23 protein-coding genes and 4 pseudogenes are annotated in these 25244 nt (G+C 56.3%); 14 read left to right on the plus strand and 13 right to left on the minus strand.

The window, feature by feature from the left end; genetic code table 11:
• Positions 1–61: 61 nt before the first annotated feature.
• The 6 genes and pseudogenes from E6N53_RS17365 to E6N53_RS17390 all read left to right on the plus strand — a co-directional run bounded on the left by E6N53_RS17365 (position 62) and on the right by E6N53_RS17390 (position 6302).
• Entirely contained in the window at positions 62–1180 is a 1119-nt protein-coding gene (locus E6N53_RS17365; protein WP_142860752.1) for a transposase, read from the plus strand.
• Positions 1181–1299: 119 nt separating this feature from the next.
• Positions 1300–2402, plus strand: a pseudogene (locus tag E6N53_RS17370) (IS630 family transposase).
• Positions 2403–2756: 354 nt separating this feature from the next.
• Positions 2757–3815 (plus strand): outer membrane protein assembly factor BamB family protein, encoded by a 1059-nt coding sequence (locus tag E6N53_RS21765; protein ID WP_142860753.1) that lies wholly within the window; start codon positions 2757–2759, stop codon positions 3813–3815.
• On the plus strand, positions 3709–4146 hold the full coding sequence (locus tag E6N53_RS21535; RefSeq protein WP_343183784.1) for an outer membrane protein assembly factor BamB family protein: 438 nt from the start codon (positions 3709–3711) through the stop codon (positions 4144–4146). Before E6N53_RS21765 ends, E6N53_RS21535 begins: the two co-directional genes overlap by 107 nt.
• A 30-nt stretch (positions 4147–4176) precedes the next feature.
• Positions 4177–4365 (plus strand): annotated as a pseudogene (locus E6N53_RS21540) (outer membrane protein assembly factor BamB family protein); the annotation flags it as partial.
• 131 nt (positions 4366–4496) lie between these two features.
• Positions 4497–6302: a protein kinase domain-containing protein gene (locus E6N53_RS17390; protein WP_142860756.1), complete on the plus strand. Its 1806-nt coding sequence runs from the start codon at positions 4497–4499 to the stop codon at positions 6300–6302.
• Between the two features lie 169 nt (positions 6303–6471).
• On the opposite strand, the pseudogene E6N53_RS17395 reads toward E6N53_RS17390, so the two are convergent.
• A pseudogene (locus tag E6N53_RS17395) lies at positions 6472–6702 on the minus strand (IS5/IS1182 family transposase); the annotation flags it as partial.
• Positions 6703–6775: 73 nt separating this feature from the next.
• Here E6N53_RS17395 and E6N53_RS17400 point away from each other — a divergent pair.
• Positions 6776–6940: pseudogene (locus E6N53_RS17400) on the plus strand (ISH3 family transposase); the annotation flags it as partial.
• 293 nt (positions 6941–7233) lie between these two features.
• Here E6N53_RS17400 and E6N53_RS21770 read toward each other — a convergent pair.
• Positions 7234–7392 carry a DUF7837 family putative zinc-binding protein gene (locus E6N53_RS21770; RefSeq protein WP_449421037.1) on the minus strand — a complete coding sequence of 53 codons (159 nt, stop codon included), beginning with the start codon at positions 7390–7392 and terminating at the stop codon, positions 7234–7236.
• Positions 7393–7642: 250 nt separating this feature from the next.
• Here E6N53_RS21770 and E6N53_RS17405 point away from each other — a divergent pair, with 250 nt between their 5' ends.
• Positions 7643–8824 (plus strand): serine/threonine-protein kinase, encoded by a 1182-nt coding sequence (locus E6N53_RS17405; protein ID WP_142860757.1) that lies wholly within the window; start codon positions 7643–7645, stop codon positions 8822–8824.
• A gap of 245 nt (positions 8825–9069) precedes the next feature.
• Here the strand turns inward: E6N53_RS17405 and E6N53_RS17410 are convergent, their stop codons facing one another.
• On the minus strand, positions 9070–9531 hold the full coding sequence (locus tag E6N53_RS17410; RefSeq protein ID WP_142860758.1) for a hypothetical protein: 462 nt from the start codon (positions 9529–9531) through the stop codon (positions 9070–9072).
• A 69-nt stretch (positions 9532–9600) separates the two neighbouring features.
• Between E6N53_RS17410 and E6N53_RS17415 the strand changes: the two genes are divergently transcribed.
• Entirely contained in the window at positions 9601–10056 is a 456-nt protein-coding gene (locus E6N53_RS17415; RefSeq protein WP_142860759.1) for a dual specificity protein phosphatase family protein, read from the plus strand.
• Between the two features lie 666 nt (positions 10057–10722).
• Here E6N53_RS17415 and E6N53_RS17420 read toward each other — a convergent pair.
• Positions 10723–12372: a hypothetical protein gene (locus E6N53_RS17420; RefSeq protein WP_161596599.1), complete on the minus strand. Its 1650-nt coding sequence runs from the start codon at positions 12370–12372 to the stop codon at positions 10723–10725.
• 168 nt (positions 12373–12540) lie between these two features.
• Positions 12541–13434: a metallophosphoesterase family protein gene (locus E6N53_RS17425; RefSeq protein ID WP_142860761.1), complete on the minus strand. Its 894-nt coding sequence runs from the start codon at positions 13432–13434 to the stop codon at positions 12541–12543.
• Positions 13435–13595: 161 nt separating this feature from the next.
• On the opposite strand from E6N53_RS17425, the gene E6N53_RS17430 reads away from it, so the two are divergent.
• Positions 13596–14336 carry a TATA-box-binding protein gene (locus E6N53_RS17430; RefSeq protein WP_142860762.1) on the plus strand — a complete coding sequence of 247 codons (741 nt, stop codon included), beginning with the start codon at positions 13596–13598 and terminating at the stop codon, positions 14334–14336.
• 240 nt (positions 14337–14576) lie between these two features.
• Entirely contained in the window at positions 14577–16667 is a 2091-nt protein-coding gene (locus E6N53_RS17435; protein ID WP_142860763.1) for a minichromosome maintenance protein MCM, read from the plus strand.
• Positions 16668–16897: 230 nt separating this feature from the next.
• Here the strand turns inward: E6N53_RS17435 and E6N53_RS17440 are convergent, their stop codons facing one another.
• The 4 genes from E6N53_RS17440 to E6N53_RS17455 form a co-directional block, all read right to left on the minus strand.
• Positions 16898–17887 carry a TIM barrel protein gene (locus E6N53_RS17440; RefSeq protein WP_142860764.1) on the minus strand — a complete coding sequence of 330 codons (990 nt, stop codon included), beginning with the start codon at positions 17885–17887 and terminating at the stop codon, positions 16898–16900.
• A 286-nt stretch (positions 17888–18173) separates the two neighbouring features.
• Positions 18174–18509 carry a hypothetical protein gene (locus E6N53_RS17445; RefSeq protein ID WP_142860765.1) on the minus strand — a complete coding sequence of 112 codons (336 nt, stop codon included), beginning with the start codon at positions 18507–18509 and terminating at the stop codon, positions 18174–18176.
• Positions 18510–19504: 995 nt separating this feature from the next.
• Positions 19505–19813, minus strand: coding sequence for a hypothetical protein (locus E6N53_RS17450; RefSeq protein WP_142860766.1), 309 nt, complete (start codon positions 19811–19813; stop codon positions 19505–19507).
• A 48-nt stretch (positions 19814–19861) separates the two neighbouring features.
• Entirely contained in the window at positions 19862–20269 is a 408-nt protein-coding gene (locus E6N53_RS17455) for a transcription initiation factor IIB family protein (protein WP_142860767.1), read from the minus strand.
• A gap of 174 nt (positions 20270–20443) precedes the next feature.
• Between E6N53_RS17455 and E6N53_RS17460 the strand changes: the two genes are divergently transcribed.
• On the plus strand, positions 20444–20881 hold the full coding sequence (locus E6N53_RS17460) for a TRAM domain-containing protein (RefSeq protein ID WP_142860768.1): 438 nt from the start codon (positions 20444–20446) through the stop codon (positions 20879–20881).
• Between the two features lie 99 nt (positions 20882–20980).
• On the opposite strand, the gene E6N53_RS17465 is transcribed toward E6N53_RS17460, so the two are convergent.
• Complete coding sequence (locus tag E6N53_RS17465) at positions 20981–21601, minus strand: DUF7509 family protein (protein WP_142860769.1); 621 nt, start codon at positions 21599–21601, stop codon at positions 20981–20983.
• Positions 21602–21698: 97 nt separating this feature from the next.
• Here E6N53_RS17465 and E6N53_RS17470 point away from each other — a divergent pair, with 97 nt between their 5' ends.
• Positions 21699–22112, plus strand: coding sequence for an ArsR/SmtB family transcription factor (locus E6N53_RS17470; RefSeq protein WP_142860770.1), 414 nt, complete (start codon positions 21699–21701; stop codon positions 22110–22112).
• A 70-nt stretch (positions 22113–22182) separates the two neighbouring features.
• On the opposite strand, the gene E6N53_RS21775 is transcribed toward E6N53_RS17470, so the two are convergent.
• The 3 genes from E6N53_RS21775 to E6N53_RS17480 form a co-directional block, all read right to left on the minus strand.
• The gene (locus tag E6N53_RS21775; RefSeq protein ID WP_449421038.1) at positions 22183–22335 is read right to left on the minus strand and encodes a DUF7837 family putative zinc-binding protein; all 153 of its coding nucleotides are present in this window, start codon (positions 22333–22335) and stop codon (positions 22183–22185) included.
• A gap of 315 nt (positions 22336–22650) precedes the next feature.
• The gene (locus tag E6N53_RS17475; RefSeq protein WP_142860771.1) at positions 22651–22911 is read right to left on the minus strand and encodes a DUF8150 family protein; all 261 of its coding nucleotides are present in this window, start codon (positions 22909–22911) and stop codon (positions 22651–22653) included.
• Positions 22889–23164: a hypothetical protein gene (locus E6N53_RS17480; RefSeq protein WP_236642398.1), complete on the minus strand. Its 276-nt coding sequence runs from the start codon at positions 23162–23164 to the stop codon at positions 22889–22891. Before E6N53_RS17480 ends, E6N53_RS17475 begins: the two co-directional genes overlap by 23 nt.
• A gap of 573 nt (positions 23165–23737) precedes the next feature.
• Between E6N53_RS17480 and E6N53_RS17485 the strand changes: the two genes are divergently transcribed.
• Complete coding sequence (locus E6N53_RS17485; protein WP_142860911.1) at positions 23738–25045, plus strand: tyrosine-type recombinase/integrase; 1308 nt, start codon at positions 23738–23740, stop codon at positions 25043–25045.
• Positions 25046–25244: the final 199 nt, after the last annotated feature.

The following is a 25244-nucleotide window of genomic DNA, read 5'->3' on the forward strand; positions in this document are numbered from 1 at the left end:
CCTCCCCGCCCTGAACAGTAGACGCCGAACCTAACTGACGACTCGATTCGTAGTCGTCGATATGGTTGACACAACCGAGGCAAAACAGGTCTGCCGTGCCGTCTTAACCCTCCTCTATCCGGCACTAGACTTCGGGATCAAACCGTGTGGAACCTACACGAGAGAGGACTTCGAGCAAGTCCTCTCTCGAATCTCTTTCGATCAAGAGTTCGCCAATACGGGTGGCAAAACCGTTCAGTTGGATCGGTCCGAGCCGGTCGACGTCACGTCGACGGCTCGGAATCCACTCGCGAAATCGCTCCTCTATCACCTTCGACATCTCGACGCGGACGCCATCGACGCCCAGTTCGATGGCGTCCGCGACCGCCTCTTTCAGGTCCTTCGGTCACTCCGGTTGCTTCCCTCTCGTGTTGACGTTGCGATCGACCTCCACGAGTGGCGGTTCTACGGCTCAGCCGACACGGGCCACGTCCTCATCACCTATCCTGATCTCGGGACGAACCGAGCGTACTGCTTTGCGACGCTCTGTATTGTCGCTCCGGGTGTTAGATTCACGCTTGCTGTCTTACCGATGGATGCGAACGGCTTCCCTGCAAAGCAGGAAGCCGTTCGCTCACTCATCATCGAAGCGCGGCGGTACGTATCGATCAGACACGTCTACCTCGAACGGGGCTTCTACCAAGTTCACGTTGTTGCGGAGTTAGATCGACTGAACGTCGGGTACATCGTGCGTGCGAGACCGAGTAAGGGGATGAAAGACCGTCTCAGCGCCGGCGCTGAGACGGTCGTCGATGCCTACCAGATGCAACGACAACGAAAGCGGCCACCGACGGCGTCGGTTGACCTCACCGTATTTGCTGTGCCACATCGAACGAGTGAGGACGAACACGTCTGGTTCGTCACGAATCTTGACGTAGAGCGTGAGACGGCCAAAGCGTACGCGGCGGCGTTCCGCCGCCGCTGGGGTATCGAGACATCGTATCGGCCGATCGGCGACTTCCTGCCGAGAACGTCGGCGACGACGTTCTCGGTGCGGTTGTTCTACTTCCTGTTCGCGGTCTCGCTGTACAACCTGTGGGTGTTAGCGAACGTCCTCCTCGCAGGTGGAACGATTCCAAAGAAACCGCCGCTCTCAACGCGAATCTTCCGAACGTTCGTCCTCTCGACAGACTACGGCTAGCGGCTGAGTCACACCGACCGGGACGACCGGTCAGAACGCCTCAACTGAGTGGCAACGCTCGGGACCGCCGCCGATAGTAACCAAGGTGACTTTTGATCATGGATTGAGACACATGTGCTATGAGCGAAGATCGGCGCAAAGAGATCGTCCGTCACTTGAGTGAGGACGATCTCGATCGTCTCCTCGCCGAAACAGATGATGAAAAGGTGAGCAAGCGGCTCACCTTCGTCAAGAATCTCTACAAAGGAGATACGCTCGAAGAAGCAGCCGACCGCGTCGGCAAGTCTGCTTCAACCGGGAGTCGCTGGGCACGACGGTGGAACGAGGGTGGAATCGGACTACTCACGCCGAACTTCGGGGGCGGCCAGCCCCCGAAGCTCGGCGAAGACGAGCAACAAGAGCTTCTTGAACTCCTGCGTGAGGGACAACCCTGGAAAAACAGGAGATACAGCATCTGATCAAGCAAGAATTCGGCGTCGAGTATTATCCAGTCTATCTCAGTGAGTTTCTCAAGAAACTCGGGCTGTCGAATACGATTCCTCGCCCAAAACGTCCGTCGAGACCCGACAACGCCGAGGAGATACTCGACGAACGCGTCGGCGACGCGTTCGACGAGGCGTCCGATGAACCGCACAATAAGCGAGCCGGTGACGACGAGGAAGGCTGGACGGTTGACGACGAGATCCGGACAGATGGCGGAACCGTCCTCGGGTTTTTCGACGCGTCACATCCACAACCGTGGGATAACTCGCAGCGGCTGTATCACGTCGATGACCCACACATCACCCGACCGCTGGTTCACATCTTCGAACCAGCGGTCGGGTTCTACGCACTCAACGGTCAGAGCGTGGTGAGCTTCCCGGAAGATCAGAAGAAGGAACGGATTTGTGAGTGTCTGGAGGGGATACGCGAGCAGAATCTCGTCAAGCGGATTCTGCTCGTCTTGGACAATCACTCTGCGTATACGTGCGGGCACACGCGCAAGCGGGCCCACCAACTCGGCATCGATCTCGTGTTCTTACCGGTTGGGTCGCCTGATCTCAACCCAATCGAGCAGGTCTGGAAGCAGTTGAAGTGGGTTGCCTCACCGCTGATCGTCGAGAGCGCGGCGGAGTTCCGCGCTCTCGTCGATGACCTCTTTGGGCAACTCACCAGTCGACTGAGTTTCGCGAAGGCATGGATCGACGAGTTCCTCGGCTCTCGTATGCAAAAGTTATCTTAACCACTAGCGGCGGCGGTCCCTCGGTCTCCGATTCCGTTCTGTGAGTTTCCGTTTCGGAATCGTCTCACCTCAGCTGCCGAGAGGAACGAACCTCTTCCGGCATCAATGTGATTCGGCGTCTACTGTGAAGAGAGGGGTTTTAGCCTTGAATCTCCCATGATCCGAGTCCATAGACACTACAGACGCTCTGTGATCACACCACTCGAACCCGATCAGTCACTGGTGTGTCCGTGAGCCACCCGCACAGCATGGCGCTTTTGAGGAAATGAACCTCGGCCACACGCCTCCACCGTGTGCTCACCGGCACTCTCGCCCCAATATATATCAGCTCACCCTCGGTTTCAACGTGTACGAATGGCTGAGAACACGGGAGACGAAAATCCCACGCTGCAATCCGGCGACTTAGTCTATCTTTCTTTATTCGAGGGGGAGACGTATTTTGGCAGCAGACATCCGTTCCGGGAGACGTTTACTGTCCTCATAGGCTCCGGAGAGCTCCCCGCACTCGAAGAGACGCTGGTCGGCATGGACATCGGCGACTCCGGAACGATCGAGATCCCGATACAGAAGCCGGTGACAGACACGAGAATCCCACATATACCGCTGTCTGAACTGCTTCCGGAATCAGTTGTCGATATCGTCGAAACCGCTGGCATAGACACCCCTACTAAGTTCGCCGAGGCTGATCCCGACTGGTTGGAGGAAGAATTTTTGCTTGCATCGGAGCAGGTCTCGGAACTTCAATCCCGTGTCACGGAGGAACTCGCGGATCGACGCATCATCGAGTATACGATTGCCAGCGCCTACCGGTGTCGAGACGGCTACCGCTGGCAGGAGAATCAGCGCCAGCAGTCAAATAGATTAGCTAAGAGTTCGGACGACGAGCGGACCGGATCGACACAGCTAAACGCAGAGACGGAAGCCACACCGGGTGCCGGGTGGCCGATGTTCCGCGGCAATCCGTCTCGAACTGGGGTTGTACAGGACGATCAGTTCCCCAAAATAACCTCCCCAGAGGTTCTCTGGACGTTCGATACGGATGGTGGGATCAGGTCCTCTCCAGCTGTCGATGACGGTACTGTGTACGTCGGAAGCCGAGACTCGCGAGTGTACGCACTCTCGTCCCGCTCCGGTGAGGTGGAGTGGACGTACGCTACTGGCGATGGAGTGAACTCTTCACCAGCTGTTGGCGACAGATTCGTCTACATCGGGAGTAACGACGGCCACCTATATGCATTGAACAAACATACCGGGGATAAACAATGGGCAGTTACCATTGGGAGTAAGGTGGAGACCACACCCCCTACTGCACGACGGAACCGTATATGTCGGAGGCGGCGGTGGGGTCGTACGCGCATTGGAGGGCGAGTCGGGAGAAGGGGTGTGGAAGACGGATATCGGGACGCCGGTTGATTCATCTCCCTCCATCGCTGACGGGACTGTCTCTATCGGCGTTCATGATGGGGTGTATGCTTTGGATGAAGAGACTGGAGATTCCCAGTGGCATTTCAACACCCAAAGTTGGGTATCCTCCTCGCCAGCCGTGTCGAACGGGACGGTTTTGTTCGGAACGTGGCTGAACGATGTCTTCGCTATCAACATGAGTGATGGCACCGAACTGTGGAAATTCACCTGCCACAAATGGGTGCGATCATCACCAGCGGTGACTGACAACACTGTGTACGTCGGAAGTTCGGACAAGACTCTGTACGCAATAAACAAGGCGACAGGTGACGGGGAGTGATCGTTTGACGCACAAAGCTGGGTTCAATCATCACCGACGGTGGCTGCGGGGACAGTATATTTCGGATGTGGCGGTCGCAATGTGTACGCCGTCGACGCCGAATCTGGGGACCAGAGGTGGAAGTTCGAGACGGAGGGGCGGGTCTCGTCATCACCAGCCGTCGCCGAAGGGACGGTGTATATTGGAGACGACGATAGAACCATCTACGCCCTCAACTGATTACAATCGAGCCCGATTTTCTGGCAGTCTCCCGTTTTCGTAGTCCACCTCCTCGAGAGCGATTAGAGACACGTTTCTTCCCCAGCTAAACTGACAGAAAGATATATTGGTAAGGTATCCAATACCGACGTATGGCGCGCTGGACCGCGGACGTTCCGCAGGTACCTGATTTCTCAACCGTAAAGAGTCCAGAACGATTCTCCGTGTCGTACGACGACATCTCAAAAGAACATCGTATCGGCCGTGGGGGGAGCTCGGACGTCTATCAGGGGTCGATCCCAACCGCTGATATCGCTTTCGCGATCAAAGAACCGCGATTCCAGGGAACGATCAACGCACAGACGATTCAAGCGTTCGAAGACGAAGCCGAGCAGTGGTCGCGAATCGACGACCACGACCACATCGTCGGTGTACTCGATTGGGGGAGCAAACCAGTTCCCTGGATTGCCCTGGATTATCTGGACGGTGGAAGCCTCCGCGACCGTCTCGATGACCCAGAAGATCGAATAGAGCATATAGAAGCGCTCTGGATCGGGATCTGTCTCTGTCGAGCCGTCCGCTATGCACACCGACACGGGATGGCCCATCTTGACCTGAAGCCGTCGAACGTTCTGTTCCAGCGCACGCCCGCGGACCGATGGGACGTGTCAAAAGTGACTGATTGGGGCCTCGCAACGTTCCTGATCGAACACTCCGGGAGTGTTGACGGCCTTACACCAACGTACGCTGCTCCCGAGCAGTTCGACGCCGACGAGTACGGCGACCCGAGTGACTTCACCGATATCTATCAGCTGGGCTGTCTCCTCTTCGAGCTTCTCACTGGACAACCACCGTTCCCGGGAAGTGGAGCCGGAGTGATGCACTCTCATCTGACCGAAGAGCCGCCGAGGGCGACCGAAATAAATCCAGACCTCCCTCCGGAGATCGATCCTATTCTCATCCGTGCCCTCTCGAAGCGACAGCGCGAGCGACAAGAAACGGTGGTTGAACTGCGCCAGGCACTCGAAGCAGTGTTTGACGACGTGAGTGCGTCGGGAGCTGAGAGTCCGGAGGAACGGACCCCTGATGAGTCAGTAAGTTACTCGGATGGTCATTCCTCATCAGGCGGTGAGATGACAGCAGATCCCGGTACGACGCCAGCAGCCGAGACCAGTGACCTCGAGTCGATAGATGAGACGCGTACCGAATCAAGCAATCGCTCAGACGAGAAGTCGGGACCTGTGGCAGACCTGTTGGAGCAGACTTTACCGGAGGAGACTGATCGTGAACAGTTCGGGCGGTTCCTCCTGTCCAACACCCATGGGACGCTTCCAGCGGCTTCATCAGTTCCGTTGCGACTGCCGGTGGCAGATGTCTATACTGTCGACGGAACGGCGGTTCTGACTGGTACGGTTGGAACTGGTGAAATCTCGGTCGGCGACGAGGTTATCGTCCAGCCCGAGAGTGTCACTGGAACGGTCGATATCATAGAGCAACATCACGAGGAGATTGACTCCGCTGTTGCAGGTGATTCGGTTGGATTCACAGTCGAGGGGATCGACAAAGAAGACGTTCGACGCGGGAGCGTAGTTGGGCCTGCAGACCAGCCTTCATCCGTACCTGAGACGTTCGTCGCAGAGATTCTTGTCACCGAGCATCCCTCGGTCATCACTGCGGGCTACACCCCAGTGTTCCACGCCCACACCACACAGGTCGCCGGGACACTGGAGTTGATCGAGGCGAAACTCGACCCGGAGGACGGACAGGTCGCCGAACAGAATCCGGATTTCATTCAACCGGGTGAGGCTGCGCGGGTCACTGTGGAGGCCGCTAAGCCGACGGTTTTGGAGCGATTCCTCGACTTTCCTCAACTTGGGATTTTTACTATTCGAGATATGGGCCAGCTGGTTGGAATGGGAGTCGTCCGTGAGGTGAACGGTGTCGACGCTCCTGAATAGCTTCGGACCTATCTGAGTGAATCCGAAGAGTAATCTGGAAGACTCTTCGAGTGACTGGGATAGCGGCGTGGGCAATCTCTCGGAGTACTGGCGAGTAAAGGATGATTTTCGACCAGCGACCTCTCTGTGCGAGATACTTTTGCCCTGTTGAATAGATGCTGAACCACGGTTACAGCGGCTCGCACAGTGATTCTACGTTGCTGATGGCGAACATCAGGATGATTTCACGGAACTGCCGATACCAGCCGAGCACTCGCACGGCATCGCCGAGCGAGCGCTTCGCTGTCGAGTACGAGGTTTCAGCCATCCAGCGCTGAGAGTAGCCTTTTCCCCGGATGAGCGCGTTGTTCAGGGTTGCTTTCGGTGATGAACCGCGGTAGTGAACGAGATACTCAACGTCGGTACTTCACGAACGGCGTAATCAGCCGGATTGATTCGTTACATTGACCGGCAGAACGTGTCTGGGTCTGGATGTGTTCAGAATCCCCAACCCAGACGAGTACATTTCGGCCTCGGATGTTAAAGACGTAGCGGATGAAGTCATCTCTCCACTCCCCTTGCCGGGCGTCGAGGGGAGCCCCCTCGACCCCGGCGACATCTGGCTCGTCGTCATCTTAGCTTGCGTCAACCAGAGTAACCCTTTCTACGGACCGGTGAAGGGAGATATTAGATGCCGAGAAGATGAGTTTCTGGGCCGTCCCCAGCGGATGAGTGGCAACTTAATCGCCTTAATTGCATGGGTCAACCGTATCTCAGTGAGTACTGTCTCCGAATCGGAATGATTCGCGAACGACAGCTGGAGCAAATTTTGCGATACTTATAAAATGACGTCAGTAGAGGGCCGGTTCGGTGAAGGACAGTACTCGACAGCATGACTCATGAGACTCGAACGGTATCGACCCCGAAGTCGGTCTCACACCTTCCTACACGGCTAGGTGGGTTGGATGACTTCGCCACAGGAGGGACACTCGGCAAAGACGTCCGTACTCCCATCGTCTCGCTCGAACGTGATGAGCGTCCAGCCGGACGGAATGGACCGTCCACGGTCAGGACAGCTACCGGGCGAGGAAGAATCAGGATCCGGACACATATGGATAAGGACTGGTGTAGCAGAACGATGTTCATCACACAAACATATGAACGCCGCGATATCTAAAAACGAGTATCAGATTCAGTTCAGATAGACCACTCTTTGATGAATTCGGGATATCACCCGAAGTAATCGTCGTACTGAATCACATCTACCATTCGTCCGAACAGTTTTACGTAGCAAGTATACATACTCTATACCGATTACACGATGGTCCTGCATCTGAAATCGTATATCTGAAATCGTATTCATGAGTAACGAGTCATCACCGGAAGATTTCGAGGAGATTCGAGAGGTTTTCGAGAGACGGGTCCGCCATCTCGGTTCAGCAGATGAAATCACTGACAGCAAGCCAGCAAAGGAGACGAGTGAGACATCCGTAGAGGAACCCAACCCGGACGAGTCGAAAGTGGAAACTTCGTCTGGTGCAACCTCCTCAAGTGACAGCGACGGATGGTCTGTACAACCCGAATCGAACCCTCGTGAGAGTGACGATCGACGAGCGATCCGAGCTGAGCCGAGAAGGAGTCGCAGGAGTCCGTTCTCGGAAGTATCGCAGGTTCCAGACTCGTTCACATTTGATTCCCCGCTTGAAGTCACATCGTGTCCTGAAGACCTGAGTATGAGAATCGATACCGGGGGTAACGCAGACGTCTATCAGTCCTCAGTTTCAATCGATGGCGACACGCACGAGATCGCGGTAAAGATACCCAGAGGATACGGAACGATCCACCGAGACCAGGTTCAACAGTTGCTCGATGAGGCAGAGAACTGGTCGAAGCTCGACGACCACCCACATATCGTTACGGTCTTCGGCTATGGGGCCGAGTCAGGACTGCCGTGGATCGCGATGGAGTACATGGAGGGCGGGAATTTAGCCAGTCGCATTCGCGAAACTTCGATTTCGAGTCTGGAGGCAGTCTGGATCGCGTATGCACTTGCGACAGCACTAAACCACGCTCATCATCGAGGTGTCGCTCATAACGACCTCAAGCCCCGGAACGTCCTGTTCACGGAGGCACAGTCGGGCTCGTGGGCGATCCCGAAGCTCACGGACTGGGGGATTGCAAAAGAACTCATCGAGCGAGAACAGTCTGTCGATGGGTTCACGCCGGAGTATGCTGCCCCGGAACAGTTCCGTCCCGACGAGTTCGGGAAGCCGGACAAACGAACCGATATCTACCAACTCGGCGTGATCCTGTACGAACTGCTCGTCGGCGAGCTACCATTCGTCGGTCCGCCAGCCAAACTGATGTATGAAGCAACGCACGGAGAGGTGGTGCCGCCGACCGAGCGTGATTCGAGCCTCCCCAACATGGTCGATCGGGTGTTGCTCACGGCGCTGGCTACGCGGCCCGAAGATCGGTACGAGTACGCATTGTACTTCCGGGATGATCTCGCTGAACTGGCCTCTCAGCTACAGCGCGACTGAACCGAAGTCTGTGGGCATCGACCCGAACTCGTTTCGGTGTGTTCCGACCCGAATTCGTTTCCGCAGGCTTCGACCAGAGTTCGGGCATCCCATGTCCAACCAAGAATTCACACGCCGAAACCGACCTGGACTGCGATAATCGCTTGAACGAGTACCAGACTCACTCCGCAACTTCGTATAAAGCGACCGTCACGTTGTCGGATGCGCCCGCGTCGAGGGCTCGGTGGATCAACGTCGACCCCGCGTCAGCGATCGTCGAGGAGTTCGCTCGGCCGGTCTGTGGTTCCACTCAACAGGCAGATCGTACGGGACTCAGAAGACGAGAGAACGGTCGACACCCAGTCGGGAACCGTCGCCTCGCAAAGGTCACCAGTGAGGAAGCAGAAGTCGTAATCGGACACCCCATCTGCCACCGATACTGCCTCACCCTCGCTCGAGATGGTCTGGATATTTGCAGCTGTCGCAGTGTCGATCGAATCGACGATGCCGCTCCCGCGCCTGTCCACACCAACAACCGAGACCGATGGTTCCCAGAACGTTTCGCCAGGCTCTGTTGACACGATACGCCCTTTTCTAATCCGGGCTACAATAAGACGTGGTGTGGGACAGATTATGATTAACAGGATACGTTCTCCAACAAACCTTGAGATACAGTCGCTACAAAGTTCCCAGGGCATCTTGACGTGGACGTCACCACAGTCGGTCATGACTCGACAGCAGCAAGCAGTTACGATACCTGCAGATGGCCCGAACGAATCCGCTCAGGTGGCTGAAAGATGACTGAAACCCCGGAGAGCGAGGTTATCCCCGATGGGATGGATCGTATCACCGACCAGTTGTACATCTCCAGTGCACCGTCTGCACGTCGTCTGCCCGAAGATCACCCGTTCGATCGGGTGATAACAGTTGGATACTTCGACCGGCTTGGGTATGAACGACCGGAAGCAACGACAGACGAGCACGTGTTTCCTGATGGGGACCACGACTATACTCAGTTCAAGTGTGCAACCGACACGGCGTTAGCCGCCCTTGCGGACGGCCAGCGAGTCCTCGTCCACTGCCAAGCGGGCGTGTCACGAAGTGCTGCAGTGTGCTCGGCGGTACTTGCTGTTCAGATGGAAATCCCGCTCGAGAAGGCGTATGCGCGCATTCACAACGTACGACCGAAGGTCGACCCGGTCCCGGAGGTTTGGGCTAGTGCCGAGCGGTACGTTGAGGACAGGCACAAGTGAGACCAGTTCCTCTCTTCGCATCACCCACCAATCGTACCGAAATGAATCCCAGAATAGTCCTCGATTCTCTGCGTAATCTCCTCAATGACATCGATTGATCGATTCGATTTTAAATAGAAACGTGCAACCCCAGGCCACCTCCATCCCCGCTGTATCTGCCTCCACGGTCTGGCAGTAACTCCTCACCGAGACTCACCTAATCCGCGAATGCTCTTGAACACCTCCCGACGACGCGAACGTGATCGCGCTGTTCAGAGCAGATGAGCACGCAGTCTGCACCGACTCCCGGAGGGCGTGCGCTGCTGGAGTCTCGAAAGCTCCCGAGATATGAAACGGCCAACGTGAGGTCTTCAGCTAGAAATTCGCACGTGCAGTGGCTTTGAATCGGGCCATTCGTTCGCCCGACTGTGGAGAGGGCTCGAACAGCATCGCGAGGTCGGCGTGTCGATGAGTCACCAGGAGTGACTGCTCGACCGACGTCAGCGCCGAAACAACCTCCTCTTCGGCCACAGGCTTCCGTTCGCGTTGAAAATCCCCTACCTCTCATTAATTCCGCGTCGGCTGAGGGTTCTACTGTGTTGCCGTTCACTCACGACGAGATCCGATGATGTCCAACTCGGGACTTTACACCCAGCACAGACACACTGTGAGCCGCTACACGGGTAGCTACCGCCGGTCAAGGACCGTTCGAGCCGCATCCCGCACAAAATCGGGGCCATCAGCGTCGCTTGCAACGTCGTTGAGGACATCCTCAGTCTCATCGGCCGAGTCAAATCGGAGCCCCCAGACGGCGTAGTACTGGATCATGGAACGACCCACCGAGAGATCGAGAGGATCGCCAGGTGGGTCGAGACACCACCCTCGAAGCAGGTCGACGAACGGCTCAAGCAGCGTTGACTGTCTGCCGGCTGTCACGACTGTGGCACCGAGAACGCTATCGAGTACTTCAAATTGTGATTGATTGATAACATCGTTGAGCAGTTCTCTCAGAGTCGGAACTACCGATTCGACGCTCTCGGGAAAAATAGAACCAACGTGAATGAGTGTGCGACAACAGTTCTGTATAACTGCCTTGTGCTCGTCTTGATTTGTCACTGGGGCCGTGGCAATCGCGTCGTGAATCCACCCGATATGATTCCGAATCAGGGACGGGTCAATAATCCCGATTTCGGCGAACAGATCGGTAATACTCCGGAGATAGAGCGTTTCGGCGTCGGCCTGGTCGGCCGGGGCGAGACCCCTACCCGATTCGAGTAATCGTTCGAGTTCTGCTCGGACTTCAGCAGAGACCTCAAGCGGACGATCTCCCTCAAGTCGACGGTGAACGGTCTTCGTGTCCACGTCGAACCACGCACAGTCACCAGCGAACTGATTGGCGGCGTACGCCCGGAGACAATCAGCGAATCCTCTGCAGAGAATTCTCAAGCAGTTCGGGTCAGAGACGGTCTTGAGTGCCTTTCGGAGTGATTTGAGAGCGCACATCTCCTCGGCACTAGTCCAGTTGATATCGCCATCACGCCAGTCCTCACACGTGTACTCCATTCGATAGCAGATTGCCTGTGCACAGCACGTCTCGATTATGGATGGGTCCTTATTGGTCGTGTATCCCTCAAGAAGGGCGAGGTAGCTCGGCCAAAACTCCAGTTCGGGAGGCAGTAAACGGACCAGTTTGTTGCACACGTCGTGCCTGTCGCCCGGGAGTCGACTTCCAACAGTAGTTACGGCGTCCCATTGTTCTGCGGTCGAGATGTCGGGTCGAAGTATCGACTCGAGGACTCCCCGAAACAGTTTCGCCGAAGTGAGCCGGTCTAGGTAACTTGAGGGAGCGGATTGCTCTGGTGTGGCCCAGACCCCAGCACCGAGTGGATTCGGATTGGAGTCGGCCGTACTAACAAGCCGCTCAACGTGTGGCCGAATCCGACCTGGTTCTCGGCGTGCAACCGACGCAAGCGCAAAACTCGCGTACAGCCGTACGAGAGGGTCAGGATCTTCTGTTCGTGCGAGAAGTACGCCGAGTGGCGCAAATGCGGAGAACTTACGCGCACATGCCGCCAGTGCCAGCATCGCCGCCGCCCGCCGCTCAGGATACTCGTCTGCATCAGCCGACGCGCCATCAACCTGCTCATGGACTGGGGGTACCGTCTCGACGATCGAACACCAGATCGAAACCGCGTCATCCCGAAGTGTTTCGTCCTCCCGAAGCAGGACACTGAGGCCCTCCACAGCGTTTTGGGCTGTCTCGTACCGGGTTCCCAACTCAATAAACAGCCTCCCTACTGCTTTGATTGCACCAGGATTCTCCCCCTGTTCCACCATCTTGTATATGAACTGGTATACGGACACTTCAACCTGACCTCAACCCGATTCAGGGTGAATCAGTACGCGCTGTAGTCAGCCTGGAGTACAGCTGAGAAAGTGCCACAGTAATGAGTGGAGGTGAGCAAGAACACCCGATCGAGGTCTCGGGTTCGTTTTGCAATCATCTCACTCCTCACGGTGAAGCCACGAATAACTGAGACCGTCTGCTTCGAAGTCGATACGCACCTCCCTCCGTTTACCGGGACCAATCACGTGTTTCGCGACCGAGTCGTACGTAGAGTCCGCCACGTGCGTGTGGCCACTGATGAGGAGACCAGTGTGAACACGCGACAGTGCGATGCGGAACGCCATCGAGCCGACGAATCGTCCGACCGCGTCGGAGTGATGCTGATCAAGCGTTGAGCCGAACGGTGGGACGTGGGTGACGAGTATCGGTGGCGACGAAGACCTCACGAGTAGCTCCGCGAGTTCTCGTGCATCGCTCTGAACCGATTGCAACGCCGTTGCCAGCACGGCCCCGTCCACGTTCAGTCTCTCTGTGAGTTCCTCCGGTCCGATCTCACCCCAACAGTATGCGCCGAGCGTTTCGATCTCGGAGGACCAAATCGGCTCGCGGGTCTGTGATGGGTCAAGCGCCCCCTCGATTCGGTCCAGTAACGAGGGAAAGCGCTCAAAGTCGATTCCGGGGTCCTGATGGAATTGCTCACACCCCCACCCCACGATCAGGGTGTCATCTACTCCGCTTCCCGGACAAACTTCGTCGATGGTGATTGTCTCTCTGTGCAGGCACCGTGCATAGTCGATCCCGTCGACCATCGCCGTGGTATACTCGAGATGATCGTGATTGCCGGGGATGCAGAGTATGGGTGTTTCGTCGGCGGTGAGCCGTTTGAGGAATTCCCGGCCGTACTCGATGTCGGATGGATTTGGGTCGTTGATTAGATCTCCGGCAGATATGACGAAATCGATACCTTCCGGTACAGAGACGTTATCAATTGATACTGTGGCCTCGTCAGGATCCAGATGAAAATCGCTAATCACGAGACACGAGAGCGTCATCCGAATACCTCACGAATTCGCAGGAACATATCGTTTGCCTCGCTGACCAGATCAAGATCCTCTCTGTGCACCGTTGTGTCACAACCGAGGTCACGAAATACACCGACATGAGATAGTCACGAAGGCCCGTATTTATGACGAAACCTGACTAATCGGTTGGCATGATAAATTCGGAAGACGCGATCCCCGAAAATCTCCCGCGACTTCCACATCGAGGCGGACAGGTTAGAGCAGACGTCACTATCGAACAACTGAGTGGATATGGGGATACCGACCTTCAAGCATCGGTGACCTGGGCGATGGCAGTGGGCGAATACGCGGCGAATAGATCTACACCACCCACGTTGCCACCGTCATTTGAGGATGCCACCGTTGACGACATACGACAGGTGATGATCGGTCACTGTTCCAAGGAGGAGATACTTGTGTTGCTCGCCTGGCTAGCGTACCAGGACGACCGGCTTGACAGGGATCTCTTCAGCGACGACGAAAGTGGACAGGATCAGCCGATGAGAAACGCCGAGCCGGTCGTTCGCGCAATCGAATCCGTCGATGACGACCTCCTTTCCGAGACCCCCGAGGATTACTCGACCGTCGGCTCTCTGCCCGCCCAAATCGTCAGCAGTATCGAAGCGGCCACAGCTGCGAGCGCGTTCGACCTCGGCTACAACCTCAACCTGAACGCGGTCGCGATCGGTCTTGGACTAGATAATACGGAGTACTCACCACAGGAGTTCCCGGGCGAGTTCTATCGACCAGAACGGGGGTCACTGGGTGAAGACGTCACGATGGTTATTTTTGGAACGGGACAGGTCGTCTGTTTCGCCCAATCGGATCGAGGCGTGCGTGAGAGCGAGACGTCGCTCAGGGAGCAGTTAGACGATCTCGGGTTCCTCGGCTGAGACGGACGGTCTGGAACCGAACCCATCGAGAACGGCCGCGTCCTACCGGCACTTGGCGCCATGAGTGTCCTTGTTATCGTTCTCGTCCTCGTGACTCATCGCCTTCTCCACGTTCGAGCGGTCGCACTGACGGTGTCGCCGATGCAGTTTAGGCTCGGGATTTCGGTCGAGGGTTCCTTTCACTTCCACCACACTTTGCGTAGATTGATACTCGTAGGAACACATCTCTGATCCCCCCAGATGCCTCCCAGAGACCACGGCGACATCGTCACTCGATTCAGAGAGTTCTACCGGGATGAGTACAGCGACAAGATAGAGGAGTTCGCCGAGGCCTTTCCCGACAATCAACGCTCTTTGCACCTCTACTGGAGAGACCTCGACCAATACGATTCTAACCTCGCTGAGAAGATCCGGTCCGAACCCGAACAGTCGCTTGAACGCGCTGCGGAGGCGCTTCGGAGACATAGTCGGGCGACTGACGCTGATTTCAGCGATGCGAAGGTACTGGTCGCACGACTTGACGAGACGACGCCGTTGTCTGATCTCCGCACAGAGCATCTGGGAACGCTCATCGAAGTCACCGGAATGGTCAAAGATGTCTCACCTGTTATTTCTGCCCTCTCTGAAGGGGCGTGGGAGTGCGAGCAATGCGGGGCCGTGACTCACCGGTCATACACGCCGAGCCGAGAAACAGAAACCACCCCGGACGAGTGTACCGGCTGTGGACAGCAGGGACCGTTCAGCCTCGATCACAGCCAATCAGAGTGGGTTGATCGTCATTCGTTCGTGATCGAGGAGCAGTCTCAGGCCTGTCCCTCTGAGACGATCATCGTGAAGGTACCCGGCGACGCGACCGGGCGAGTGGCTGCTGGCAAACACGTGCAGCTCACGGGTGTCCTTCGACGAGAAGAACTCGGCGAACGCAACGGCAGTTCGTTACCGGACAAATACATTGAGCCGTATGCCACGCTGGTCGGCGCAGATGCTCACCTCTTGGACCTCTCTGGTGAGGACAGAGACCAGCTACTCGAAATCTCTCAAGCTACCGACGTCTACGACCAGGTAGTGGATTCGGTGGCCCCCTCGATTCACGGCCATCGCGAGGAGAAACTCGCCATCGCGTTGCAGTTATTCTCTGGGGTTTCGAAGAGGCTCCCACAGGGCTCGCGAATCAGTGGTGACATCCATGTCCTTCTCGTTGGCGACCCTGGAACCGCAAAGACCACCCTGGGTGATGCAGCGCGACGACTCTCATCGAACGGGATTCGCATCACAGTGACCACACATGAATCGTCAATTAATAGACCACCAGCTGAAGAACATCGCTTTGATTCTGAGAGGGAATCTGTTTCTAATCTGTTCGCTGGCGATGTCAATGTAGATGTCGCCGATTTTCTATTCGTCGACGATGTCAATCAACTCTCAAGCCAAGCAAGAGGTGACCTCCTCAATTCCTTGGAAGGGAGAGAGGCAAACGAGGCAAAGAGTGAACCCAACAGGAGGCTGCCTCGACAAGCCAGTGTCCTCTGCACTGGCAGTCCTGAGTACGGTCGGTTCGACCAGTACGTGCCGATTAGCAATCAGCTCAACATTTCTCCAACGCTGCTCTCCCAGTTCGACCTGATCTTTACACTCACGGACATTCCGGCCGAAGATACCGACCGAGATGTTGCAGACCACGTCATTCAAAGGCATCTGGCAGGTGAACGGTACACGAACCGGTCAAACCTCTACATCTCACACGTGAGCCAAGCAGACGTAGATGAAGCTACGGAGGGGGTCACCTCACCGATCGAGGCTGACCTCCTCCGCAAGTACATCGCGTTCGCCAAGCGCAACTGCTATCCAACGATGACAGATGACGCCAACAGGGCCCTTCGTGAGTTCTACGTCAACCTTCGCGCCCATGGAAGCTACGAAGATACACCGGTTCCTGTCACCGCCAAGAAACTCGAAGCGCTCGTGAAGTTGGCAGAGGCTTCTGCGCGAATACGGCTTTCCGATACGGTGACGACCGAGGATACGGAGCGTGTTCTCGGCCTCGTCAAGACCTCGTTACACCAGATCGGAATCGACCCTGAGACGGGCGAGTTCGACGTTGATATCATCGAGCATGGGGTCTCGAAGACGCAGCGCGACCGACTCAAAAACATGAAACTGATTGTAGAAGAACTGCAGAAAGACCACGAGCTGGGAGCGCCAGTTGAGAAGATACTCGACCGTGCGAAGGGGATGGGCATCGATCGCTCGAAAGCAGAGGAGTGTCTCGAAGAACTCAGAGACGAAGGCAGGGTCTACCAGCCCCACGGTGACCACTTTCGTGCGGTGTGAATTCGAGGTGTCCAGGCGAACCTGCTGCAAAATCAACACTGCCCAAAGTTGAGACGCAAAATAGCGACGTCCAGTGAGTAGCAAGCGTGGTCGTTGGAGCCTCCGTTGCGCCTTTGTTTGATGATGCTGTTGAGGAGATAGCATCGCGGGAGAGAGGAGACGGAGCTGTTCTTATAATGGGACTCATATGTTTACCAACAAGGACGAGCAACGCTGGCTTCAACTCACGATCACCATCCGGCCTGACGAATCGCATCCACACTGTCGTGGAGCGTCTCTGCGGTCCGATATGCGGCTGCGAATTCCAAGACGAGCGGTCCTGTGTACCCACTCTGTTCGAGTTTGTCGACGATTGATTCGAGTGGCTCATCACCAGCCTCCGGCGGTAGATGCTGAAGACGGTTGCCTGGTTCTACATCCCCAACCGATGCGTCGCTCTCGAGACCATACTCGTTCCGTAACTGACGACGGGTAGCAGCCGTATTCTTAGTCGATCCGTGCAGATGTACGTGATCTGGGCACCCCATCGCGTCAAGCATCGCCAGTGGCTCGGCCGCGTGTCCGAGATCGAGCGTGTACGCCACGGGTGACACGGTCACGTCCGCATCCTGAGCCGTTTGCAGTTGGTCCCGCGCCGTTGCCAAACGGTCGATATCCGCCGGCTCCGTGAGAAGGTACGTGAATGATCCACGAGGGCAGACGTTTTCGATAGTAATCGTTGGGACGTCCGGAATCTCGGCTTGTTGTCGGAGTCGTTCGTTGGCGTTCGCAAGCGTCCCGACGAGTTGCTGACGTCGGACGCCCAGTTCGATAGGATCATCCGCAGGGAGACGAGGCGGGTGAAAGACCACTGTCTTCGGATCACAGTACCGATATCGGTCGATATCGTCTCCAGATACAGCGTCTCCGTAGCCCAGCATGGCGTCTGTGACCTTGTCGGCGCAGATACGAGCACCATCACTGCTGCACCCGCTCAGGAGTGGCGTCATGTGGATACTGTCAACAGAATGATCGAGGTCCTTGGCCTGGAGTACAGCCGATTCATTGTACAGCTCTTCGTTCATAAACCCGCCCAAGGGGCCATCTGGCTGGTGGCGACGTTGGGTGAACAGTTCGATAGACAGATCACGGTCAGCAATGGCAGCCAGGTACGCCTGCAGGTTCGGGTCATCGGCGTGGAGCAGATTCCGAGGGACAGAAACCCGAATCGGACGGGGCATATAGCTGTACGTATATGAGCAGCGACATCAGTGTTCCGTGGGGTGTTGGTTGAATCGTTCTATTCAACCCCCTTTTCGATACTCTTCAGCAAGCAGTTTCCTTCGGGCAGTGTTGACATTCGCGTGGACAGCGTCCTCGGTCACGCCTCTGACGTCGGCCCACTGTGCGATGCTGTCGCGTCTGGCCCTCTCGACGACAATCCAGTCGACGGCCTCGTGAGCGAGCAGTCGCCAGCGATCAACTCGGCGATCCGTTCGAGAAAGTCCTGCTCGTCCCAAGCGAGGGTCACGTCTTCGAACTGGTGGTGTTCTCGGTAGTAATCGGTGAAATCTGGGCGGCACCGTCGCGCTCCAGGTCGACTCGAATATGAGCTGGCAGTGAATCCAAGGCTGCCTGCGGCAGGGGATACGCAGGAACGTCGTGGAGTGAGGCGACGTCGAACGGGGTAAGTCCCCGATGTGAGACATCACCGAACTTCATCAGGTAGCCCGTCTCCGAGGCAAGCTGGGTTCGACCTTCGAGTAAGTGGTCGGCGAGTTCTGGATAGTCGTCTCGATCGACCGAGCCAGTCTTGAAGATCGTAATGAAATCTCGACCCTCGGTATCTGGAGATGCTCTCATCGGTGGATGCTCCCGGTATTGCAAGTGGAAAATCGGCGTCAGAGAGTATGAGTCTACCCCCGAGACAGTTGGATCTTAGATCAGGTGGTCTTACGAAGCGTTGAAGCTCGGGCAGCCAACATCCGGAGTACCCATCGTCGACGTTCGTTCTGATTCTCGTGGGCGACGTATCGCTTGACGGTCTCGACATCGTACATACAGGCGACACCTCCGCGGATGAGATCTGCTTGGTCGGTTTTGAGTAGTTCCGAAGGCGGGACTGCCTCAAGAATCGTTGCAGCGTTTTTATCAGTCATAACATTTCGATCTATGTGGCCTCACGTGGTCCAACGAAGCAATCCACACTCAGTTACCCCACAACGTAGGGAAGTCGTACTTGTGGGGTAACCTTCGTTGGATTAATTCCGAGAATGGAAAGTACGTTCCGTTGGATGGAAACTGTTACAAGGAGATCTGGCTTTTTGAAATCCTCAGAGGCTGACAAAAATTCTATGCTGAATAGAGAGGGCATATCTTGTAAAAAGATTCAATCTAGATCTTCCGCATCAGCGTATTCACACCAGAATTCAGACTTACTCTCGTATGGAAGAGTTTGTTGCCGGTGGATGTTATTATCACAGTCACTACACAGGGTCGCCATATTTTCGAGGTTATCGGATTCAAGAGCAAGTTCACTAGGTGTTGAGTAGGTCCAGACCATCGGCGTTGCTTAACGCTCGGCAGCGTTCCCGTGCGCCGATTCTGTCCACATCGCATGCTGCGGACCTCTTCCAGCCGGTCTGAGGCAGCGGTCGCAGGCCCGAGACAGCCGCACGAGCGCCTACTGGCGTTTAGTGTCGAGAACGCATGGATTTCAGCCCTCTCCCGCACGCCACATTGTCCTACAGCAGAAGGCCTCTTTGCTGTGCATATTATACTAACACTGTATGGGAGATAGAACCACTGAGGCATACGCAGATGTTTCTTGACCCAAGTCGTCGGGAGGCATCTCGGCGCTATCGTCGTCTACGTTCATCCTTGATGCGCACGGCCTGTCCGACCCCGGGGTCCTCGGTTGTCACACGGTTGCTGCCGCAGCGCGTGCAGCCGTTGGGCTGTCCACCCTCACCGAGGTACTGGCCACAGGCGGCACAGTACCAATCCCGCTCCACCTCGAGGTCCCAGGCGGCGATGACTACGCCGAGCACCGTTAAGATGGTTCCCACGGTCATAACGTCGGTGTTGTACCCGAGGAACGCTCCGACGCCGACTGCTGCGAGTCCAATGAGGAGCAGTCCGCCGCCGATTGTCTCACGGTCCGCCATATGGTTTCTACTCTATCAAAATTATTGATAAATTCTTTGTCCTGAATATCAGCGGCTGTAACTCAACGCGGGCAATGCAAGCCCTCGAGGTCGCTCTGCTTGGTCCGCCGTGTTGCGTTTGACCTGGGCATTCTGCGTTGAAGCCGGCGTTATAAATGAGGACGAGCGCGGGCTCGACGTCCCGCGCAGCGAGCCGAGCGACGACCCGCGGTCGTGCCGGGTCGGAGTGAGTGGGGGTCCCGTCCGTTTCCGATCCTCCGGCTCATCCTCGAACGATCGCCACTCCAGTCCGTAGTCGAGCGGACAATCCTCAAGAACGAGGCTGCAGTCCTCGTAATTGGTTTCGATACTGTTCGTCAGGACGGTCCCGCCACACTCCGGACAACCGCCGGTTGCGTGCGTCTCTGCAGGGACGTCCTCGTCGAAGGTCTGTTCGTAGACATCGTTGATTGCCACTTCGAATCACCGAGGGCTCGTTCACTCTGCGACTTGCCCTCGCTCTCAGTGGGGATGATAAACGGCGCTCGAACGGCTCCTCTATATTTTTTCCGACGAGATCTGCTCGTGACTCATCACGATGCGTATCTTATATACCCCTTTGCCACGAGTTCGCATACAGACCGATTCATTATGACCGAGATTCCCGACTCTCTGCGCAGCCTATTCAGTGCGACCCTCGATGAACGAGGTGACTCCTACGTTATCGAGATCCCTCGAACCGAAGTTGAACGCGACGCCGTTAGCCCCGGCGACACCTATCGTCTGGGTCTCCTCTCTTCTATCGAGACGGACTCGCAGCCTTCCAACGAGGACACTCAGACGGCCAAGATGAGTGATTCGCGTGCACAAGATGAATCAGACGACGGGCCACCGGTCGAGGAAGGCGAAGTACGGGAGGTAATGATCGAAGCAACAGGCGATCAAGGCGACGGAATCGCGAAGGTTGACCAGGGATACGTGATCATCGTTCCCGGAGGCTATCCGGGTGAGACCCTTACGATCGAGATCGATACCGTCCGACCGAACGTCGCGTTCGCCCAGACTCTTGGGAACGGGACGAACGGATAGACCACACGCCACTCAATCTGACCGTACCTCATATACCGTTGGCTCGGTACGATAACGTAGATGATACCGTTGAGACGTTCTCGACCGGATGTTTGCCCATCAGTCTAAACGACTGAGTTCGCCTCGACGTTCTCGCTGCATGATTCCACCGGCGAAGAATCGGAGTTTGTCAGCGAGCTCTGCCTCCGTCTCATATGTTTCGACCCGCAGGTCCCACCGAACCCGTGCTGACCGAATCATCGCGCTCGTCACGTCGTCCTCGTGGACGAAGATCAACCGGTCCCCGTGTGTCTCTGAAAGCGCTTCGAGAATACTTCCGGCCTCCTCCCCGACCCCGAAATTGTGCCCGAGAAACGGCACGAGGAACGCAGTCGCGTTGCTGCACTTCGTGTACTCGATGCTCTGGGTTGCCGCATCGACGTCGTCAGTATCCACGTCGATGTCGAGAGCGAGAAACGCGTTTATCCCTGGCGCGACTCGGAGCTTCCCCTGTATCCGTCGTAACAGCGCCTGCGCTGCATCGATGTCGTCTTTGCTCTGGAAGAGACGACGTAATGGTCCCGGGAGGTCCTCGACGTCGATCTCGCGGCGCTCTGTTTCGCTGAGAACATAATTGAGATTGAACGACTTGTACGGGCCCATCAGGTAGAACAGGAACCGGTCGTACTTCACGTGTCCCAACCGGTCGACGATTAGGTCTCGCGTAATCTCCACAGTCACGAGCGATTGTGCTCGTGGTAGGTATTTAAAAAAGGCATTTTTGAGAAATCCTGGCTTGAGAACAGCTAAGAATCTCTCGCACGTACTACAGCACAAGATGGCGACGAACCACCCGCATGCGGTCGGCGGTGGCGTTCCGGAAGACCCGGAGGATTTGCTGCCGGACGATAGTGTTCTCAGTCTCGACGAATATCTTGCGATGCACGCTGCGGTCGGGCACCGGACCCGCTATGAGATCCTCTACCGTCTGGTCCACAGCGGTGACATGAGCCCAAAGGAACTGGAAGAGGCGATTAGCATCGACGACAGCACACTCCACTACCACCTCAACAAACTCGTTGATGTTGGCCTCGTCGAGAAGCGTCAACGCACCGAGCGAGGACAAGACGGCCTGTACACCTACTACCGGGCGACCGTATTCGGGGAAGTGACACTCACAGAAGGCGTCGATGAGCTGATCCGCGGCGAGCAGGAGTTCGAGACGATGTACGACAGTTCGACTGGCAACTGATATTGTACTGAAATTCTCGTGTGGCGTGATAACGAGGAGTCCTATCAGGTGCGGAGCGCCTGGTCCACAGTCATTCAGGCCTGACGACCTCGTCGCACTCCGGACACTCAGCAAAGACACCCACGCTCCCGTCTTCTTGTTCCCATTCGATGGGCTTCCAGGCCTCAGAGATCGACCGACTACATTCCGGGCATCGACCAAGAGACGAGGAATCCGAATTCATGGGGAATGGAGGGGGAGCGTGTGACAGTATTCCCTCCAGATTCAAATACGGTACTCACGGAAATAATGGTCCTGCTGTCTTGCGTTCGTTGTGAAGCGCCTTTTCCTGCGATCACGCGTTCCGCTCGACTCCCGACGGAGCACAATCGGTGTGGCTCGGTGAACAGATATCGTGGGGGAACCACGTACAATTTCACAAGGATTCGAGCACTCGTGGATGTATTTCACACGCCAGACGATATTCCTGGGCCAGACGAAGAGGACCCGGACCTCTCTGACTGGGATTCCCCTAAAGCCGTGTTAACAAAGGGACCGATCAGGAACCAGACTCATCGTCGGATAGATCCTCGGACGCACCGGCCGCGAACGACCGAACACGTTGCTCATGGTCGACAGAGAGGCCAGTCTCACGAGCACTCTCTAACTGCGTGTTAACGAGCCGGTTCTGCTGAGAGCCCCACTCCTCAGGTGGTTGTTCCTGTATATACTCGACCCACCGGCGGATGCCCTCAAGACGGTCCTCGCGATTCTGCTCCTGTTTCGACGCGAGTCGATCAAATTGATTTGAGTCGCTCATACTCCTCCGTCACGTCCAGGCGCTCGACCCACTGTTCGAGTCGGTCGGTGCTAAGTGTTTCTCGGAAAAGAAGGTAGAGGTGTGCAGCGGCTTTGAAGTCCTTCTGTCCACGCAGAAAGAGTTTGTACGCGATTTGTAGCTCAAGCGGCCCGATCGGAATCGTCGCGCCCGCGACCTGAGCATCGATCGAGTTGGTTAGTGAGGCGCGATCGAACTCATCGGTCGGAAACTTCACCTCCAGGTGTGGTGTCATCTGATCGGTAGGCGCCACCCAGATGTTCGTCCCCGAGGAGAGATTTTCGTACATCGCATAGAGGAGGCATCCTGTATGTCTATGTGGAGCCGACAGACGGCTCGATACCATCGCAACTGCGACTCCAGGTCTTCAACGTAGTCCTCGTACGCCCGGAGCTGGCGCCGCTGTCTGTTCACCTCAGTCGCGAGGCGTTTTGCATCCCCGACTGCGCTGAGATCGACGCCAGCGGCTTCTGGGCTCTCGTCCCAGCCGATACAAGCTTTTGATCCTTGAACAGACACAGTAGAGGTGTCTGAATTCCGCTCTCGTTGTGCTCTGATTTGCTCGCTCTCTGTTCTATATCGCAACATACCATTTATAGAATAATCACGCCTACGCCGACAAACTAGCGTGGGTTACGCAGATTCTGCCAGTCAGCTGAACCCACAAATTGATTAGGAATCCAACTGAACCGTTGAGCAACCCGAATATGCCACGCTTAGAATCGCCATGCTGCAGCGCGAGTGGGCTTCTAGCCGATTTCTACAGAAATTCAGTTGCGAACGGTCGAAGCTCACAGAGAACACGATTATGAATCGGCCAGACGCCGACCAGGAGGACAAGACCGACGCTGAGCGGATACCCACCTTCGATGGTGTCCGATGGACCTCGTGTTCCCTTGAGGACTTCACGGACCTGTACTGGGACGAGATCGCCCCCTGCCTCGAAGCAGAGGGCATCGATCCAGCAAGCGAGAAGCCCACCCATCAATGGTTTCGGGATCACGATGCGCGGGCGTTTCTCGCAGCTCTCCGTCGTCATCACGACCGCTCGTTCGGTGAGTTCTGGAACGAGGACCTCGGGCTCGGTGACGCTGAAGCGGGCTACGCATGGGCAACAACGGACAATGCAACAATCGACGCCCTCGAGCAGTTCCTCGACCGCCGAGAGTCCCGATACAGCCTTGCGACGTCGTCCGTCGACGCGCTTCGAACACGACTGAATCTCTACGTCCGTGCCTATCGAGAGGCGAACGGGACGGACGACCTCCTTACACCGATTCATCGCGAGCAAGAGCACCCAGCCTACGAAGCCGTTGACGCGGTCTATGCCGCGTTCGACTGGTTGAACGAGGGAGCAGAACGCGAGTACAGTGCCCAGACCCTCCAGCGTGTGCGGCGCGTCGTCGACGCCTGGTACCAACATCTGGTTGGTCGGCGAGTCGCCTCGGTGAACCCCGCAAGCGGCCTCTACGACGAATTCAAGTGGGAAGTCGAAGACTCCCCGACACCGTCGCTGTCGGCGAATCAGATTCGGAAGCTGATGCAAGCGGCGGGGACGTCCCGAGAACAACTGCTTGTCGTGGCGTTGGCCGGCTGGGGATTGCGAGCGAGTGAGGTCGCAGCACTCCACGTCTCGCAGTTCTACCGTGACGTTGCCGAAGACGACGTCCCCTTCATCACGTTCGAGAGCCGCAAAAACGGACCTGGAGAGGTGTCGCTCCTCTATGGTATCGACGTGCTCGACACCCGAATCGACGAGCTATCGGAAGATGAGACGTGGACGGGATACTTGTTCCCCTCCTCACAGGGAAAAACGCCGTACGTGACCCGAGATACGGTCCGTAATTGGTTCCAGAATCTCGCATCAGAAGCCGGCCTCCCCGACCGAATCGAGGGTGAGCGACCCAGTCCGCAACTCTGCCGTCGCTTCTGGTACGATACCTACACCGCAGTCCTCGAAGGCGTCCTCGAAGGCGTCGACGAAATCGCTGCAGAGCAAGGGAGTAGCGATCCTCGGGTGGTGATGCAAAACTACCTCTCTGACTCGCGTTCTCGTCGAGTCCGACGCGAGTTCATGCGAGAACAGCTGGAGGAAGCTTTCGGGGAGAATATGTAGCGTCAACCGCCGGGTATCTGGGCGTCGCTTCTTGGGGTGGTATTTGAATCAAAGATTCAATGAATCAGTGATTCATTGAGTGTATGATTCCACGAGTTACTGAATATAGGAGATCATGAGTCTACGAGTACCTGAGTCAGCAATCACAATCGACGCGAAGATTTGAGTCCATGACTCATTGATTCATTGAATTTATGAA

It is taken from the genome of Salinigranum halophilum (assembly GCF_007004735.1).
Classification (GTDB): domain Archaea; phylum Halobacteriota; class Halobacteria; order Halobacteriales; family Haloferacaceae; genus Salinigranum; species Salinigranum halophilum.

What these genes read in the sequence shown, in the direction of transcription:
- E6N53_RS17365 (WP_142860752.1), top strand. Translation starts at nt 62, where the DNA reads ATGGTTGACACAACCGAGGCAAAACAGGTCTGCCGTGCCGTCTTAACC.
- E6N53_RS21765 (WP_142860753.1), top strand. Translation starts at nt 2,757, where the DNA reads ATGGCTGAGAACACGGGAGACGAAAATCCCACGCTGCAATCCGGCGAC.
- E6N53_RS17390 (WP_142860756.1), top strand. Translation starts at nt 4,497, where the DNA reads ATGGCGCGCTGGACCGCGGACGTTCCGCAGGTACCTGATTTCTCAACC.
- E6N53_RS21770 (WP_449421037.1), bottom strand. Translation starts at nt 7,392, where the DNA reads ATGTGTCCGGATCCTGATTCTTCCTCGCCCGGTAGCTGTCCTGACCGT.
- E6N53_RS17405 (WP_142860757.1), top strand. Translation starts at nt 7,643, where the DNA reads ATGAGTAACGAGTCATCACCGGAAGATTTCGAGGAGATTCGAGAGGTT.
- E6N53_RS17410 (WP_142860758.1), bottom strand. Translation starts at nt 9,531, where the DNA reads ATGACCGACTGTGGTGACGTCCACGTCAAGATGCCCTGGGAACTTTGT.
- E6N53_RS17415 (WP_142860759.1), top strand. Translation starts at nt 9,601, where the DNA reads ATGACTGAAACCCCGGAGAGCGAGGTTATCCCCGATGGGATGGATCGT.
- E6N53_RS17420 (WP_161596599.1), bottom strand. Translation starts at nt 12,372, where the DNA reads ATGGTGGAACAGGGGGAGAATCCTGGTGCAATCAAAGCAGTAGGGAGG.
- E6N53_RS17425 (WP_142860761.1), bottom strand. Translation starts at nt 13,434, where the DNA reads ATGACGCTCTCGTGTCTCGTGATTAGCGATTTTCATCTGGATCCTGAC.
- E6N53_RS17430 (WP_142860762.1), top strand. Translation starts at nt 13,596, where the DNA reads ATGATAAATTCGGAAGACGCGATCCCCGAAAATCTCCCGCGACTTCCA.
- E6N53_RS17435 (WP_142860763.1), top strand. Translation starts at nt 14,577, where the DNA reads ATGCCTCCCAGAGACCACGGCGACATCGTCACTCGATTCAGAGAGTTC.
- E6N53_RS17440 (WP_142860764.1), bottom strand. Translation starts at nt 17,887, where the DNA reads ATGCCCCGTCCGATTCGGGTTTCTGTCCCTCGGAATCTGCTCCACGCC.
- E6N53_RS17445 (WP_142860765.1), bottom strand. Translation starts at nt 18,509, where the DNA reads ATGAGAGCATCTCCAGATACCGAGGGTCGAGATTTCATTACGATCTTC.
- E6N53_RS17450 (WP_142860766.1), bottom strand. Translation starts at nt 19,813, where the DNA reads ATGGCGGACCGTGAGACAATCGGCGGCGGACTGCTCCTCATTGGACTC.
- E6N53_RS17460 (WP_142860768.1), top strand. Translation starts at nt 20,444, where the DNA reads ATGACCGAGATTCCCGACTCTCTGCGCAGCCTATTCAGTGCGACCCTC.
- E6N53_RS17470 (WP_142860770.1), top strand. Translation starts at nt 21,699, where the DNA reads ATGGCGACGAACCACCCGCATGCGGTCGGCGGTGGCGTTCCGGAAGAC.
- E6N53_RS21775 (WP_449421038.1), bottom strand. Translation starts at nt 22,335, where the DNA reads ATGAATTCGGATTCCTCGTCTCTTGGTCGATGCCCGGAATGTAGTCGG.
- E6N53_RS17475 (WP_142860771.1), bottom strand. Translation starts at nt 22,911, where the DNA reads ATGAGCGACTCAAATCAATTTGATCGACTCGCGTCGAAACAGGAGCAG.
- E6N53_RS17480 (WP_236642398.1), bottom strand. Translation starts at nt 23,164, where the DNA reads ATGACACCACACCTGGAGGTGAAGTTTCCGACCGATGAGTTCGATCGC.
- E6N53_RS17485 (WP_142860911.1), top strand. Translation starts at nt 23,738, where the DNA reads ATGAATCGGCCAGACGCCGACCAGGAGGACAAGACCGACGCTGAGCGG.